Genomic DNA, 14,248 nt, shown 5'->3' on the forward strand with positions numbered 1-14,248 from the left:
CGGATCCTCATAAAAGAACCCTTAGAACTATTCTAAAATGTTCCTTTGTTTCATTATCTCCGGGCGGCTTCGGCCAGCGGAGGAAACATCGGACAGATGTGGTTGCGGTGCTTTAGCACGGCAACCAGGGTCGATTGCAAGGTTTTCGTGAGGCTTTTAGGCAGCAATGGCAGTGGGCCAGCGCACATATCTCGACCATAACGCAACTTCGCCCCTGCGGCCGGAGGTTGCCGAGGTGGTCCTGCGCGCGCTCCAGCTTCCGGGAAACGCCTCCTCCGTTCATGCCGAGGGCCGCGCGGCGCGAGCCGAGATCGAGGCGGCCCGGGACAAGGTGGCAAGGCTCGTCGGCGCCAGGGCCAAGAACGTGGTGTTCACGAGCGGCGGCACGGAGGCCGCCAATCTGGTTTTGACGCCAGGCTTCCGCCGGCTCGGACAGGCCGGCCCGACCCGGCTTCTTCTCGGTGCTGCCGAGCACCCTTGCGTGCTCAACGGCCACCGGTTTTCTGCCGATGCGGTGGAAATCATCCCCGTCGACGGCAGCGGAATCCTTGATCTGTCTTGGCTTGAGGCCCACTTGAACGGAATCGGCGACGCGCGCGTTCTTGTTTCAGTTCAGTTGGCGAACAATGAGACCGGGGTGGTCCAGCCCGTGGCCGAGGCGGCCCGCCTGGTTCGCGCGCATGGCGGCCTCATCCATACCGACGCGGTTCAGGCGGCCGGCAAGATCCCGGTCGATCTGGCGGAGCTCGGCGTCGACGTGCTGACGCTCTCGGGTCACAAGATCGGCGGCCCGAAGGGAATCGGCGCAGTGGTTCTGGCCTCCGACCAGTTCGAGATCGCCGACCGGCTGATCCGGGGCGGCGGACAGGAGAAGGGGTTTCGGGCCGGCACCGAGAACGTGGCGGCGATTGCGGGCTTCGGCGCGGCTGCCGAAATCGCCTTGGCGCAATTGGCTTCGGAAGCCGAGCGGCTCCAGGGGCTGCGGGACGAGGCCGAGGCGCATGTGCGCCGGATCGCGCCCGATGCGGTTGTTGTGGGTGCGCAAGCTGAGCGGTTGCCTAATACCTTCGCCTTTGCCATACCCGGCCTCAAGGCCGAGACGGCATTGATCGCCTTCGATCTGGCAGGGGTGGCCCTGTCCTCCGGTTCGGCCTGCTCGTCCGGAAAGGTCAGGCGATCGCATGTGCTCGACGCCATGGGCGTGGAGCCGGCCCTCTCCGAGGGCGTTTTGCGTGTGAGTTTGGGGTGGACGACCACGAAAGAGGACGTAATCCGCTTTGCGGAGGCGTGCGAAAGGGTGGTTGGCACCTTATATAAGCGGAAGGCGAGCGCGGCCTGAATCCAGGTCATGCTTCGAATTCCATGTCATCAACCCGCGGCCCTTGAAGCCGTGAGCGGTGGGAGAGACACGATGCCTGCAGTGCAGGAAACGATCGATCAGGTCAGGTCGATCGACGTCGACCAGTACAAGTACGGCTTTGAGACCGAAGTCGAAATGGAGAAGTCCCCGAGGGGTCTCTCCGAGGATGTGATCCGCTTCATCTCGGCCAAGAAGGGCGAGCCCGAGTGGATGCTCCAGTGGCGCCTCGACGCCTATAAGCGCTGGCTCACCATGAAGGAGCCGGCCTGGGCGCGCGTGTCGTACGACAAGGTCGACTACAACGACATCTATTACTATGCCGCGCCGAAAAAGAACCAGGCGCCGAAATCCCTCGACGAGGTGGACCCTGAGATTCTCAAAACCTACGAGAAGCTCGGCATTCCCCTGCGCGAGCAGGAGATCCTGGCCGGCGTCGAGCCGGAGCGCCGGGTGGCCGTGGACGCTGTGTTCGACTCGGTCTCGGTGGCCACGACCTTCAAGGAAGAGCTGTCGAAGGCCGGCGTGATCTTCATGCCGATCTCCGAGGCGATCCGGGAATATCCCGACCTCGTGCGCCAGTATATGGGCTCGGTGGTGCCGGTGACGGACAACTTCTTCGCCACCCTGAACTCGGCCGTGTTCACGGACGGCTCGTTCGTCTACATCCCGCCGGGCGTGCGCTGCCCGATGGAGCTGTCCACCTACTTCCGCATCAACGAGAAGAACACGGGCCAGTTCGAGCGCACCCTCATCATCGCCGACAAGGGCTCCTACGTCTCGTATCTGGAGGGCTGCACGGCCCCCAAGCGCGACGAGAACCAGCTCCACGCGGCCGTGGTCGAGCTCGTGGCCCTGGACGATGCCGAAATCAAGTATTCGACGGTCCAGAACTGGTATCCGGGCGACGCGGAAGGCCGCGGCGGCATCTACAACTTCGTGACCAAGCGCGGCGATTGCCGGGGCAAGAACTCCGTCATCACCTGGACCCAGGTCGAGACGGGCTCGGCGATTACCTGGAAGTACCCGTCCTGCATCCTGCGCGGCGATGGCTCCCGCGGCGAGTTCTACTCGATTGCCGTGTCGAACGGCATGCAGCAGGTCGATTCCGGCACCAAGATGATCCATCTGGGCAAGAACACCACGAGCCGGATCATCTCCAAGGGCATCGCGGCGGGCAAGTCCGAAAACACCTATCGCGGTCTCGTCTCGGCGCACCGCAAGGCGACCGGCGCGCGCAACTTCACCAACTGCGACTCGCTGCTGATCGGCAACCAGTGCGGCGCGCACACGGTGCCGTACATCGAGTCGAAGAACGCCACCGCCGTGTTCGAGCACGAGGCGACCACATCGAAGATCTCCGAAGATCAGATGTTCTACTGCCAGCAGCGCGGCCTCTCGGAAGAGGAGGCGACGGCGCTGATCGTGAACGGCTTCGTCAAGGACGTGCTGCAGCAGCTGCCCATGGAGTTCGCCGTGGAAGCGCAGAAGCTGATCTCGATCTCGCTCGAAGGCTCGGTCGGCTAATCGCAATATAGCCCCTCATCCTGAGGAGCCGCCAAGGCGGCATCTCAAAGGACGAGGGGCTCTCGCTGAAGTCATCCTTCGAGACGCGCGCAGGGCGCGCTCCTCAGGATGAGGGTTTTAGGAACACTACCATGCTCGAAATCAAGAACCTCGTTGTCCAGATCGAGGACAAGCGCATTCTCAACGGCCTCAATCTTACCGTGAACAAGGGTGAGATGGCGGCCATCATGGGCCCGAACGGATCGGGCAAGTCCACCCTGTCCTACGTGATCGCCGGCAAGGAGGACTATGAGGTCCTCGACGGCGAGATCCTGCTCGACGGTCAGAACCTGCTGGAGATGGAGGCCGACCAGCGCGCCGCCGCCGGCGTGTTCCTGGCCTTCCAGTATCCGCTGGAGATCCCCGGCGTCGCCTCGATGACGTTCCTGAAGGCCACGCTCAACGCCCAGCGCAAAGCCCGCGGCGAGGCCGAGCTGACCACGCCGGACTTCATCAAGCGCGTGAACGCCGCCGCCCAGCAGCTCGAAATTCCGAAGGACATGCTCAAGCGCGCCCTCAATGTCGGCTTCTCCGGCGGCGAGAAGAAGCGCATGGAAATCCTGCAGATGGCGCTGCTCCAGCCGAACTTCTGCATCCTGGACGAGACGGATTCCGGCCTCGATATCGATGCCCTGCGCATCGTGTCCGAGGGCGTGAATGCCCTGCGCTCGCCTGATCGCGCCTTCCTGGTCATCACCCACTATCAGCGCCTCCTGAACCACATCGTGCCCGACACCGTGCACGTCATGTCGGCCGGACGGATCGTGAAGACGGGCGGCAAGGAACTGGCTCTGGAGCTCGAGGCAACCGGCTACGCCGATTACCGGGAAACCGAGGCTGCTTGACATGGCTGACGTCACCCTCATGAAGACGCCGGCGGAAACCGCGCTGGCGCAGGCTTTCGAAAGCGCCAAGACCCTGTTGCCGGGCAACGTGGAATCGCGCTCCCAAGCCTTCGAGCTGTTCACCCAGCGCGGCCTGCCGCATCGCCGGGTGGAGGAGTTCAAGTACACCGATCTGCGCGCCGTCCTGCGGGACATCGCGCCTTTTGCCTCGGCTCCCTCGGCGGACGAGGCCAAGGCCGCCTTGCAGGCCGCACAGGCGCTCGCCGGCGTCGAGGCGCTTCAGGTGCCTTTCGTGAACGGCCATTTCGTGCGCAATGCCGTCGACTTGGGCGCCCTGCCCGAAGGCGTCGAGATCGTGCCGCTGGCCGAGGCCCTGGCCTCCGGCCATGACTGGCTGGCGCGGCTGAGCCCGGTGAAGTGGGCGAGCGAAAACCCGGTCTATCAGCTCAACACGTCCTTCATGGCCGATGGGGTGATGATCCGGATTGCAGGCACCGTCGACACCCCGATTCACCTGCGCTTCGTGACCGCTGCCGCATCGGCTGTTGCCACCGCCACGCGCATCCTCGTTCTGGTCGAGGAGGGCGCTTCCGTGACCCTGCTCGAAACCCATGAGAGCACCGACGGGGCGAACCACCAGCCGAACGACGTGGTGGAGATCATCGCCGGCGACCGGACGAACGTGCAGCACGTGCGCGTCAATGCGGAAGGCGACAAGGCGCTGGCCCTGTCCACCCTGGCCCTGAAGGTGGGCGGGGAGGCACTGTTCAACAGCATCAACGTGGTGGCGGGCTCGGCCACCTCCCGGCATCAGGTCTTCGCGGTTCTCGCGGGCGAGAACACGAACCTGCGGGTCAATGGCGCGACCATGCTGAAGGGCTCGCAGCACGGCGACTCGACCCTGGTGGTCGAGCATGCGGCCCCTTACTGCGAGAGCCGCGAGCTGTTCAAGACCGTCATCGACAACGAGGCGACCGGCGTCTTCCAGGGCAAAATCATCGTCCCGCATCATGCCCAGAAGACCGACGGGCGCATGATGTCGGCGGCGCTCCTCCTGGAGGAGGGCGGCTCCATGAACAACAAGCCCGAGCTCGAAATCTTCGCCGACGACGTGCAGTGCGCCCACGGCGCCACCTGCGGCCAGCTCGACGAGGATCTCCTGTTCTACCTCATGGCTCGCGGGCTGCCGAAGAAGGAGGCCGAAAGCCTCCTGGTCCAGGCCTTCCTTGGCGAGGCGGTCGAGTTCGTGGAGAACGAGGGCGCCCGCGAGGCGCTGATCGGCACGGTCGAGGGCTGGCTGAAGGCCCGCGCGTAGTACCCTCCTCCCCCTGCGGGGAGGGGAAAGAGGTAATCATGAACGCTCCTGTGAAGCCATATGACATCGAGGCCGTCCGGGCGGAGTTTCCGATCCTGGGCCAGCAGGTCTATGGCAAGCCGCTCGTCTATCTCGACAATGCCGCCTCGGCCCAGAAGCCGCGGGCGGTGATCGATGCCATGGTGAACACCATGCAGACGGGCTACGCGAACGTTCATCGCGGCCTGCATTACATGGCGAACGTGGCCACGGAAGGCTTCGAGCGCGCCCGCGAAACCGCGCGGGAGTTCCTGAACGCGGAGTCCATCGACGAGATCGTCTTCACCAAGTCGGCCACGGAAGCCTACAACCTCGTGGCGGATTCCTTCGGCCGCATGGGCATCGGGGAGGGGGACGAGATCATCCTCTCCATCATGGAGCACCATTCGAACATCGTGCCCTGGCACTTCCTGCGCGAGCGCAAGGGGGCGGTGATCAAGTGGGCGCCGGTGGACGACGAGGGCAACTTCCTCATCGAGGAGTTCGAGAAGCTCATCTCGCCGCGCACCAAGATCGTCGCCATCACCCACATGTCGAACGTGCTCGGCACGGTAACGCCGATCAAGGACATCATCCGCATCGCCCACGCCCACGGGGTGCCGGTGCTGGTGGACGGGGCCCAGGGCGCCGTTCATCTCGATGTGGACGTGCGCGATCTCGACGCCGATTTCTACGTGTTCACGGGCCACAAGGTCTATGGGCCAACCGGCATCGGCGTTCTCTACGGCAAGCGCGAATGGCTCGAGAAGATGCCGCCCTACCAGGGCGGCGGCGAGATGATCCGCGAGGTGCTGTGCGAGGGCATCACCTATAACGACCCGCCACACCGGTTCGAGGCGGGCACGCCCGCCATCATCGAGGCCATCGGGCTCGATGCGGCCCTGCGGTTCATGATGAGCCTCGGGCGAGAGAACATCCGCGCCCACGAGGAGGCCCTCTCGCAATATGCCCATGAGCGGCTGCGGGCCATGAACTCGGTGCGCATCATCGGGCAGGCCAGGGGCAAGGGCGCCATCATCGCCTTCGAGATGAAGGGCGCCCATGCCCATGACGTGGCGACGGTCATCGACCGGCAGGGCGTGGCGGTTCGGGCCGGCACCCACTGCGCCATGCCGCTGCTCAACCGGTTTGGGGCGAACTCCACCTGCCGCGCTTCGTTTGGCCTGTACAACACCATGCAGGAAGTCGATAAGCTGGCGGACGCCTTGCAGAGGGCGGAAGCCCTGTTTGCCTGAAGGATGAAGCTGTGAACGACATGACCCCCCAGGACGGGCCCAACGCCCCGCAGGTTTCCCCGGGCTCTGCAATCCCGCCGGAAGAGCTCGACCGCATGACGGACGACATCATCGCGGCTCTCAAGACCGTCTACGACCCCGAGATCCCGTCCGACATCTACGAGCTCGGCCTGATCTATCGCGTGGACATCGACGACGACCGGAATGTTGCCATCGACATGACCCTGACGGCCCCCGGCTGCCCCGTCGCCGGCGAGATGCCGGGCTGGGTGGAAAACGCCGTCTCCACGGTTCAGGGCGTCCAGAACGTCACGGTGAAGATGGTCTTCGACCCCCCGTGGGATCAAAGCCGCATGTCGGACGAGGCGCGGGTTGCGCTCGATATGTGGTGAGGCGGCTGGTTTCTGCTCCTTGAATGTCATGGCCGGGCAAGTCCCGGCCATTTTCGTGTTTCAAAGGGTTTCCTTCCGGCTCGGGGGCCACCCTGAAGGACAGGGAGGATCGTTGCCGAACCTGTGCTAAGCTCTTCCTGCCTGACCGACATTCGCTGGATGTCCCGAGGAGGCCGAGAATGAACACGCCTCAGCACCCCACAACCCTCCACGTCCGCTGCTGCATCGTCGGAGGCGGACCTGCCGGGATGATGCTGGGTCTTCTGCTGGCGCGGCAGGGCGTCGAGGTGCTGGTTCTCGAAAAGCATGGCGATTTCCTGAGGGATTTTCGAGGCGACACCATCCATCCCTCGACTCTCGAGGTGGTGCATGAGCTGGGATGGCTCGATGATTTCCTGTCCAGGCCGCACCAGAAAGTGCAGACGGTCAGCCTGATGATCGGGGATAGCCTGCTCAAGCTCGGCGACTTCTCGCATCTGCCCACGCACTGCAAGTTCATCGCCTTCATGCCGCAGTGGGATTTTCTCGATTTCCTGACGGATCACGCCCGCGAGTACCCGGGGTTCGGGCTGCGCATGCAAGCGCAGGTGACCGATCTGATCGAGCATGAGGGCAGGGTGGCCGGCGTCCGGGTCTCGACGCGCGAAGGCGCGCTCGATGTGCACGCCGACCTCGTTGTGGCCGCCGACGGCAGGCGCTCCGTGGTGCGTGAGAAGGCAGGCCTTCAGGTCATGGATATCGGTGCGCCGATGGACGTGCTCTGGATGCGGGTACCTAAGCTCGCGAGCGATCCGAGCCAGCTGCTCGGGCGCATCGAGGCCGGGCAGATGCTCGTCATGATCGACAGGGGCGCGTACTGGCAGTGCGCCTATCTCATTCCGAAAGGAACGTTCCAGACGCTTCAAGAGGAGGGCTTGCCGGCGTTCCGGGCGAAGCTCGCAGGTCTTGCTCCGTTCCTGGGCGAACGGGTCGAGGAGCTCCGGTCCTGGGACGACATCAAGCTCCTCACCGTCGCGGTCGACCGGCTGAGGCAATGGTACCGCCCTGGCCTCCTGTGCATCGGCGATGCGGCCCATGCCATGTCGCCCATAGGCGGGGTGGGCATCAACCTCGCCATTCAGGATGCGGTGGCAACAGCTAACATTCTCGGTCCGCACCTGCGGAAGGGACCTGTGGGGCCGGAGCAGCTTGCCCTCGTGCAGAAGCGGCGCGAGCTGCCGACCCGCCTCACCCAGGGCATGCAGGTTCTGCTGCAGAAGCGAATGATCGACCCTGTCCTCAACAGCAAGGGACCCGTCTCAGCGCCCTGGATCGTCCGCAGGCTGGCCCAGTGGCCCCTGTTCCGGCGCATTCCTGCCCGCCTCGTCGGCATCGGCTTCCGGCCGGAGCACGTGCGATAGGGGCGCTGCGGCGCTCCCGTCAGGCTCGACCTCATCCTGATCGTCGGCCACAACGTCGTCCGCCTCCTCGACAGACGATAGGATAGGCGCGCGGGGAGCATCGGGCACCGCGGCGAACATCGCACGGGCGATCTCCTGCTCTCCCATGACGATCCTGGTCGCACCGTATTTCATGACGTGATCCTCCTGCGCGGAGGAATGGGCTCGCACGATGATCGGCAGGTCGGGATTGATCCGGCGGGCCTGCTCGACAACCTGGCCGCTCTCGAAGGCATCAGGAATCGCTACCAGAAGGCACCGGGCCCCCTTGATGTTCGCCGCGGCGGCCACTTCAGGATCGGCCGCATTGCCGACGATAACCGGCAGGCCCTCCCTCTGCAGCTCCGCAACCTGATGCTTCTCGGTCTCGATGACCAGGATCGGTGTTCCTGAGGCTGCCATTTTCCGGCTGATGAACTTTCCAACCCGCCCATGGCCCACAAGAACCACATGATCCGTCAGGGCGGTGACCGGGAGAGGCACTCGGGCTGCCGCAGCGGCGGCTTCCTCCGCTGCGACTGCTTCCTTCTCCGCAGCAACAGCCTCGGCCTTCGCCTCGGCCCTTGCGGTATCCCGCTTCGCAAACCAGCGATCGAGCAGGGTGAACAGGAACGGGTTGATCAGGATCGACAGGATGGCGCCCGCAAGGATCAGGTCGCGCCCCCGCTCCGGCAGCAGCTGAAGCTCGACGCCGAGGCCGGCGAGAATGAAGGAGAATTCGCCGATCTGGGCGAGGCTCGCCGCAATCGTCAGTGCCGTTGCGTTCGGGTGGCCGAAGAGACGGACGATGGCAAAGGCCGCAAGCGACTTGCCGACGACGATGATCAGGAAGGTTGCAACGACCGGTCCGAACTCAGTGATGAGGATCATCGGATCGAACAGCATGCCCACCGAGACGAAGAAGAGCACCGCGAAGGCATCGCGCAGGGGCAGGGTCTCCGATGCCGCCTGATGGCTGAGCTCCGATTCGCTCAGCACCATGCCGGCAAAGAACGCCCCGAGGGCAAAGGACACGCCGAACAGCTCCGCCGCCCCGAACGCGGCGCCAAGGGCGATGGCGAGCACAGCCAGGCGGAACAGTTCCCGGGAGCCGGTATGGGCCACATAATGGAGGATCCACGGAATGACCCGGCGACCGACGATCAGCATGATCGCCACGAAGGCAATCACCTTGCCGAGGGTCAGGCCGAGGGAGAGCATAATGGATCCGAGATCGGCGGAGGCGCTCGCCATGGCATCGGCGAACGCTGGAAGCAGCACCAGGGCCAGCACCATGGCCAGGTCTTCCACGATCAGCCATCCCACAGCGATATGGCCCCGTTCGGTTTCGACGAGGCGGCGCTCCTGCAGGGCCCGCAGCAGCACGACCGTACTGGCGACCGAAAGCGCCAGGCCGAAGACGATGCCGCTGGCGATCGACCATCCCATCAGCCAGACGAGGCCGATGCCGAGAACCGTGGCGCTGGCCATCTGGACCACGGCCCCCGGAATGGCGATGGCGCGGACGGAAAGGAGGTCCTTGAGCGAGAAATGAAGGCCGACGCCGAACATCAGCAGGATCACGCCGATCTCGGCAAGCTGGTTGGCAAGCCCCTGATCCGCCACATAGCCTGGCGTGAAGGGGCCGACGAGAACGCCGGCCAAGAGATAGCCGATAAGGGGGGACAGGCGGAAGCGGTGCGCCAGGGCGCCGAAGGCAAATGCCAGAACCAGGCCGACAACGATGGTTGATATCAGCGGCGTGTGATGCGGCATCTGCTCTCCTTTTGAGTCTGGTGTTTGGGCTTTAGGATAAGCCCGATATGGGCGACCTGGGCCGTAGGGGCAACCCGTATGGTCTCGACGTTTGCCCGATCATCTCTTATCTATGGGATATCGTACTCGTTCTGCCCGGGCCTTGAACCCGGCTGTCAGGAGAGAAGGCTTATGGCTCTACCCAGCTTCAAGGTCGTTACCTTGACCGACGCGGCGGCAAACCGCGTCAAGGACATCATCGGCAAGGCGGATCGCCCCATCGTCGGCGTTCGCGTCGGCGTCAAGAATGGCGGCTGCGCCGGCATGTCCTACACCATGGAATACGCCGAGAGCGTCTCGCCCCTCGACGAGGTGGTGGAAGACAAAGGCGTGACCGTTCTCATCGATCCCAAGGCCGTGCTGTTCCTGCTCGGCACCGAGATGGATTTCCAGACGACCAAGATGTCGTCCCAGTTCGTGTTCAACAACCCCAACCAGACCTCGGCCTGCGGCTGCGGCGAGTCGGTTGCGATCACGCCCGCGACCCCAACCTCGTTGCAAACGGCAGGCTGAAGCCATGGACGCCGAGGCCATCCGGGAAATCTTCCACGGCCTCGGTCCGATTCATATTCGCAGGATGTTCGGCGGGAAGGGGATCTATCAGGGCGAGCTGATGTTCGCCTTGGAAGCCGGCGGCGAGCTGTATCTGAAGGTGGACCACGTAACGGTCGCGTATTTCCGCGATCTCGGCTCACGTCCCTTCTCGGTTGAGATGCGAAACGGCCAGGCAACCATGACGAGCTACTGGCTCATGCCCGAGGCGGCCTTCGACGATCTGGACGAGGCGGCACGGTTCTCACGGATGGCCGTGGCCGCTGCCGGACGGGTCAAAGCCGCCAAGGCGCAAAAGGGCGGCAAGGCCGCCCCGCGCCGGAAGGCTCGGAATCTTCCGTCCGAACCCCTTACTTAGATTTCTTGACCGTGGTCGGCCGCATCAGGAAGGCCGGTACGTGATCGCCGAGGCCGATGACGCGCTCGTCATTGTCGTCGTCCCGGCGGGAGCGGCCCTGGTAGCCCCGATCCGACGACCTGTCCCGCTCGGGACGCGGTCTCTGGGCTGCAGGCTCCTCACGGGGCGCGGGTGCCGGGCGGGGAGCCGGTGCTGGACGCGGGGCCGGAGCCTCTTCCCTCGTCTCCTTCGGAGCCGGGCGAGCCCTCTCGGACGATGAGCGCGTCTTGACCTTGCGGGCCCGGGACGAGCGCTCCTCCCCGCGATCGCCACGGCTGCCGCGCTCGCTGCGTCCTCCACTGCTCCGGCGGCGGGACGAGGAGCCCTCGGAGGCCGGGCGCTCGGCAAGGGTCGGTCCTTCCCACTCGACCGGCTGGCCGATCAGCTTCTCGATGGCCGTGAGAGACTTTTCGTCCCCCGGACCCACCAGCGTGAAGGATTGTCCGGCGCGCCCGGCGCGGCCCGTGCGGCCGATCCGGTGAACGTAGTCTTCGGCGTGGTGAGGAATGTCGTAGTTGAAGACATGGCTGACAGCCGGGATGTCCAGGCCTCGCGCGGCCACGTCGCTAGCCACGAGCAGGGGCATCTCGCCGCTGCGGAAGCTGTCGAGCGCCGCCATGCGGGCGTGCTGGTCCATGTCGCCATGGAGGGCGACCGCCGCAAAGCCATGCTTCTGCAGGGAGCGGTGGAGAACCGCCACATCCCGCTTGCGGTTGCAGAACACGATGGCGTTCTGCAGGTCCGTGGCGTTCCGGATCAGCTCCCGCAGGGTCTCGCGCTTCTCGAAATCCTCGCGGCCGGTCGCAATCAGGCGCTGGGTAATCGTCGATGCGGTCGAGGCGGCCCGGGCGACCTCCACCTTCACGGGATTGTGAAGGAAGGCGTCGGCCAGTCGCTGGATCTCCGGCGGCATGGTCGCGGAGAAGAACAGGGTCTGACGGGTGAAGGGCACAAGCTTCACGATGCGCTCGATGTCGGGGATGAACCCCATGTCGAGCATCCGGTCGGCCTCGTCGATCACGAGAAGCTCGACACCGGTGAGCAGGAGCTTGCCCCGCTCGAAATGATCGAGCAGGCGCCCTGGCGTCGCGATCAGCACGTCGACGCCCCGGGTGATTTTGGCATCCTGATCGCCGAAGGACATGCCGCCGATGAGTAGGGCCACGGAGAGCCGGTGGTTGATGCCGTACTTGTCGAAGTTGTCCTCGACCTGCGCGGCAAGCTCGCGTGTCGGCTCGAGAATCAACGTGCGCGGCATCCGCGCCCGGGCCCGGCCGGTTTCCAAAAGGGTCAGCATGGGCAGGGTGAAGGCTGCCGTCTTGCCCGTGCCTGTTTGGGCAATGCCCAGCACGTCGCGGCGCGCGAGCACGTGCGGAATGGCCTGCGCCTGGATCGGCGTCGGCTCCGTGTAGCCTGCGCTTGTGACAGCCTGTTGAACTTTATCGCTAAGTCCGAGTTCGGCGAACGACATGAATATCAATACCGTTGAGGGCTAAGGCGCGCTCCAAAGTGCCGGCCGCGCTCTACGGCAACAAACAGGCGCGAGACTGGTTTCACTTGAGGTTCCGGCTCAAGTTAAGGTGTGGCGGGACCATAAGACAGCTTATGCGCTTGTCAATCCAAGAGAACTTCAAGGAAAGGCTCAATGGCCGAAACGCTCGTGTTGATTCCCGGACTGGCCTGCACATCCCGCCTCTATGAGCCGCAAATGGCCGCTTTGTCTCCCGGACGAACCATCATCGTCGCGGATCATACCCGGGATGATTCGATTCGGGGCATCGCCGCCCGCCTGCTGCAGGACGCGCCGGAGCGTTTCTCCCTGGCCGGGCTCTCCATGGGCGGATACGTCGCCCTGGAGGTGATGCGCCAGGCTCCGCAACGGGTCGAGCGGCTGGCGCTTCTCGACACGAGCGCCCGGCCGGACAGCCCTGAGGCAAGCCGGGATCGTGAGCGGCTCATCGCCCTCGCGGAGGCAGGCCGATTCGAGGATATCCATTCCAAGCTCTGGCCCCGCCTTGTTCATCCGGCCCATCAGGCGGATGAGGTCCTGCAGGAGCTGGTGATAGGCATGATGCAGGAAACCGGTGCCGACGCTTATATACGGCAGCAGCGCGCGATCATCACCCGTGCCGATTCCCGCCCACTTTTACCTGGCATCGAAATCCCGACCCTGGTGCTGGTCGGGGAGGGCGATGCGATCACGCCGCCCGACGTCGCCCGCGAAATGGCCGAGATGGTCGAGTGGGCATCCCTGGTCGTCATTCCCGAGTCGGGTCACCTGTCGACGCTCGAGCAGCCCGAACGGGTCAACCAGGCTCTACGCCTGTGGCTGGAGCAGCGTTAACCACCTCATCAGTCGCCTGTTGCGAGACGCCCTGCAAGCATGGTCAATGAATGGTTACTGGTTTTCGGTTGTCCCGGATGCTGTTGCCGAGAGAACGATAAGGCATTGATTGTAATCGAAATTATTCGTCTTTGCGGGTTTGTGAATGCCCGAAAGGGGAGGCTGTTTCAGCTTTAGGCGGCCCGATATTCCGCAGTCTATGCGGACGGCCGTGCTTCAGGGCTTAACTGTGGCAGGAAAGTGACAGACGCTTGGTCAAGTCTGGGCTACAAGCTCGACCACATCCTTCCAACAGATGGACCAAACCAAATGAAAAAGATTCTCCTCTCTTCGGTTGCTCTTCTCGGCCTCGCCACCGGCGCTATGGCTGCTGACCTTCCCTCGCGCCGCGCTGCTCCGGCTCCGATCATTGCCGCGGCTCCGATCTTCACCTGGACCGGCTTCTACGTTGGTGTGAACGCCGGCTACGGCTGGAGCGAGGACGACAACGACGCCATCGACCTTGCTGACGACGACAACGACGGCGGCTTCATCGGTGGCGCCCAAGTCGGCTACAACCACCAGATCGGCTCCTTCGTGGTCGGTCTCGAAGGCGACATCCAGTACGCCGACTTCGGCCGTGAAGGCGTGTTCAACTTCACGGACGAGAATGGCAACATCCTCGAGGGTGAGCTGGAGAGCAGCGACTGGTTCGGCACGGTGCGCGCGCGCGCCGGTGTGGCCTTCGGCCAGGCTCTGATCTACGCAACGGGCGGCTTCGCCTTTGCTGACGACGCGACCGGCTGGACCGTTGGTGGTGGTCTCGAGTACGCCTTCACCAACAACCTGTCGGCCAAGATCGAAGGCCTGTATGTCAGCCTCGACGCCGACAACGACGACGGCTTCGACTTCGACAACGACGTTGATTTCGGTGTGGTGCGCGCTGGTCTGAACTTCCGCTTCGGCACCTACTAAGACGCGTCTCTCCCGAGAC

The 14,248-nt window shown here is 64.1% G+C and carries 13 protein-coding genes; 11 read left to right on the plus strand and 2 right to left on the minus strand.

Annotated elements, in window-relative coordinates:
• Positions 1-166 precede the first annotated feature (166 nt).
• From JKG68_RS06835 to JKG68_RS06865, 7 genes are all read left to right on the plus strand, one after another.
• Positions 167-1,339 carry a cysteine desulfurase family protein gene (locus JKG68_RS06835; RefSeq protein ID WP_202057297.1) on the plus strand — a complete coding sequence of 391 codons (1,173 nt, stop codon included), beginning with the start codon at positions 167-169 and terminating at the stop codon, positions 1,337-1,339.
• Between the two features lie 72 nt (positions 1,340-1,411).
• Positions 1,412-2,884: a Fe-S cluster assembly protein SufB gene (gene sufB, locus JKG68_RS06840; protein ID WP_202057299.1), complete on the plus strand. Its 1,473-nt coding sequence runs from the start codon at positions 1,412-1,414 to the stop codon at positions 2,882-2,884.
• Between the two features lie 131 nt (positions 2,885-3,015).
• Positions 3,016-3,768, plus strand: a complete 753-nt coding sequence (gene sufC, locus JKG68_RS06845) for a Fe-S cluster assembly ATPase SufC (RefSeq protein ID WP_202057301.1) — start codon at positions 3,016-3,018, stop codon at positions 3,766-3,768.
• A 1-nt stretch (position 3,769) separates the two neighbouring features.
• The gene (gene sufD / locus JKG68_RS06850; protein WP_202057303.1) at positions 3,770-5,083 is read left to right on the plus strand and encodes a Fe-S cluster assembly protein SufD; all 1,314 of its coding nucleotides are present in this window, start codon (positions 3,770-3,772) and stop codon (positions 5,081-5,083) included.
• A 38-nt stretch (positions 5,084-5,121) separates the two neighbouring features.
• A complete protein-coding gene (locus tag JKG68_RS06855) occupies positions 5,122-6,357 on the plus strand; it encodes a cysteine desulfurase (RefSeq protein WP_202057304.1) in 1,236 nt (411 codons plus the stop codon).
• Between the two features lie 20 nt (positions 6,358-6,377).
• Positions 6,378-6,749, plus strand: a complete 372-nt coding sequence (locus tag JKG68_RS06860; protein WP_202057463.1) for an SUF system Fe-S cluster assembly protein — start codon at positions 6,378-6,380, stop codon at positions 6,747-6,749.
• Between the two features lie 179 nt (positions 6,750-6,928).
• Positions 6,929-8,149, plus strand: a complete 1,221-nt coding sequence (locus JKG68_RS06865; protein WP_202057305.1) for an FAD-dependent oxidoreductase — start codon at positions 6,929-6,931, stop codon at positions 8,147-8,149.
• Here the strand turns inward: JKG68_RS06865 and ybaL are convergent.
• Entirely contained in the window at positions 8,048-9,943 is a 1,896-nt protein-coding gene (gene ybaL, locus JKG68_RS06870; protein WP_202057306.1) for a YbaL family putative K(+) efflux transporter, read from the minus strand. The two genes, JKG68_RS06865 and ybaL, sit on opposite strands and share 102 nt — an antisense overlap.
• A 171-nt stretch (positions 9,944-10,114) precedes the next feature.
• Here ybaL and JKG68_RS06875 point away from each other — a divergent pair, with 171 nt between their 5' ends.
• Positions 10,115-10,495 (plus strand): HesB/IscA family protein, encoded by a 381-nt coding sequence (locus tag JKG68_RS06875; RefSeq protein WP_202057307.1) that lies wholly within the window; start codon positions 10,115-10,117, stop codon positions 10,493-10,495.
• A 4-nt stretch (positions 10,496-10,499) separates the two neighbouring features.
• Positions 10,500-10,892 carry a TfoX/Sxy family protein gene (locus JKG68_RS06880; protein WP_202057311.1) on the plus strand — a complete coding sequence of 131 codons (393 nt, stop codon included), beginning with the start codon at positions 10,500-10,502 and terminating at the stop codon, positions 10,890-10,892.
• Here the strand turns inward: JKG68_RS06880 and JKG68_RS06885 are convergent.
• Positions 10,885-12,402 (minus strand): DEAD/DEAH box helicase, encoded by a 1,518-nt coding sequence (locus tag JKG68_RS06885; RefSeq protein WP_202057314.1) that lies wholly within the window; start codon positions 12,400-12,402, stop codon positions 10,885-10,887. The genes JKG68_RS06880 and JKG68_RS06885 overlap by 8 nt on opposite strands.
• Positions 12,403-12,576: 174 nt before the next feature.
• Here JKG68_RS06885 and JKG68_RS06890 point away from each other — a divergent pair, with 174 nt between their 5' ends.
• Both JKG68_RS06890 and JKG68_RS06895 read left to right on the plus strand, forming a co-directional pair.
• Positions 12,577-13,275, plus strand: coding sequence for an alpha/beta fold hydrolase (locus JKG68_RS06890; RefSeq protein ID WP_202057317.1), 699 nt, complete (start codon positions 12,577-12,579; stop codon positions 13,273-13,275).
• A gap of 309 nt (positions 13,276-13,584) precedes the next feature.
• On the plus strand, positions 13,585-14,229 hold the full coding sequence (locus JKG68_RS06895) for an outer membrane protein (RefSeq protein WP_202057319.1): 645 nt from the start codon (positions 13,585-13,587) through the stop codon (positions 14,227-14,229).
• Positions 14,230-14,248: the final 19 nt, after the last annotated feature.

The sequence above is a fragment of the Microvirga aerilata genome (assembly GCF_016743775.1).
In the GTDB taxonomy this organism is placed as follows: Bacteria; Pseudomonadota; Alphaproteobacteria; order Rhizobiales; family Beijerinckiaceae; genus Microvirga; species Microvirga aerilata.

Bases quoted from the DNA above. Each gene is read 5' to 3' on its own strand.
- JKG68_RS06890 (WP_202057317.1), top strand. From the start codon at position 12,577: ATGGCCGAAACGCTCGTGTTGATTCCCGGACTGGCCTGCACATCCCGC.
- sufD (WP_202057303.1), top strand. From the start codon at position 3,770: ATGGCTGACGTCACCCTCATGAAGACGCCGGCGGAAACCGCGCTGGCG.
- sufC (WP_202057301.1), top strand. From the start codon at position 3,016: ATGCTCGAAATCAAGAACCTCGTTGTCCAGATCGAGGACAAGCGCATT.
- JKG68_RS06835 (WP_202057297.1), top strand. From the start codon at position 167: ATGGCAGTGGGCCAGCGCACATATCTCGACCATAACGCAACTTCGCCC.
- JKG68_RS06875 (WP_202057307.1), top strand. From the start codon at position 10,115: ATGGCTCTACCCAGCTTCAAGGTCGTTACCTTGACCGACGCGGCGGCA.
- JKG68_RS06895 (WP_202057319.1), top strand. From the start codon at position 13,585: ATGAAAAAGATTCTCCTCTCTTCGGTTGCTCTTCTCGGCCTCGCCACC.
- JKG68_RS06880 (WP_202057311.1), top strand. From the start codon at position 10,500: ATGGACGCCGAGGCCATCCGGGAAATCTTCCACGGCCTCGGTCCGATT.
- JKG68_RS06860 (WP_202057463.1), top strand. From the start codon at position 6,378: ATGACCCCCCAGGACGGGCCCAACGCCCCGCAGGTTTCCCCGGGCTCT.
- JKG68_RS06885 (WP_202057314.1), bottom strand. From the start codon at position 12,402: ATGTCGTTCGCCGAACTCGGACTTAGCGATAAAGTTCAACAGGCTGTC.
- sufB (WP_202057299.1), top strand. From the start codon at position 1,412: ATGCCTGCAGTGCAGGAAACGATCGATCAGGTCAGGTCGATCGACGTC.
- ybaL (WP_202057306.1), bottom strand. From the start codon at position 9,943: ATGCCGCATCACACGCCGCTGATATCAACCATCGTTGTCGGCCTGGTT.
- JKG68_RS06865 (WP_202057305.1), top strand. From the start codon at position 6,929: ATGAACACGCCTCAGCACCCCACAACCCTCCACGTCCGCTGCTGCATC.
- JKG68_RS06855 (WP_202057304.1), top strand. From the start codon at position 5,122: ATGAACGCTCCTGTGAAGCCATATGACATCGAGGCCGTCCGGGCGGAG.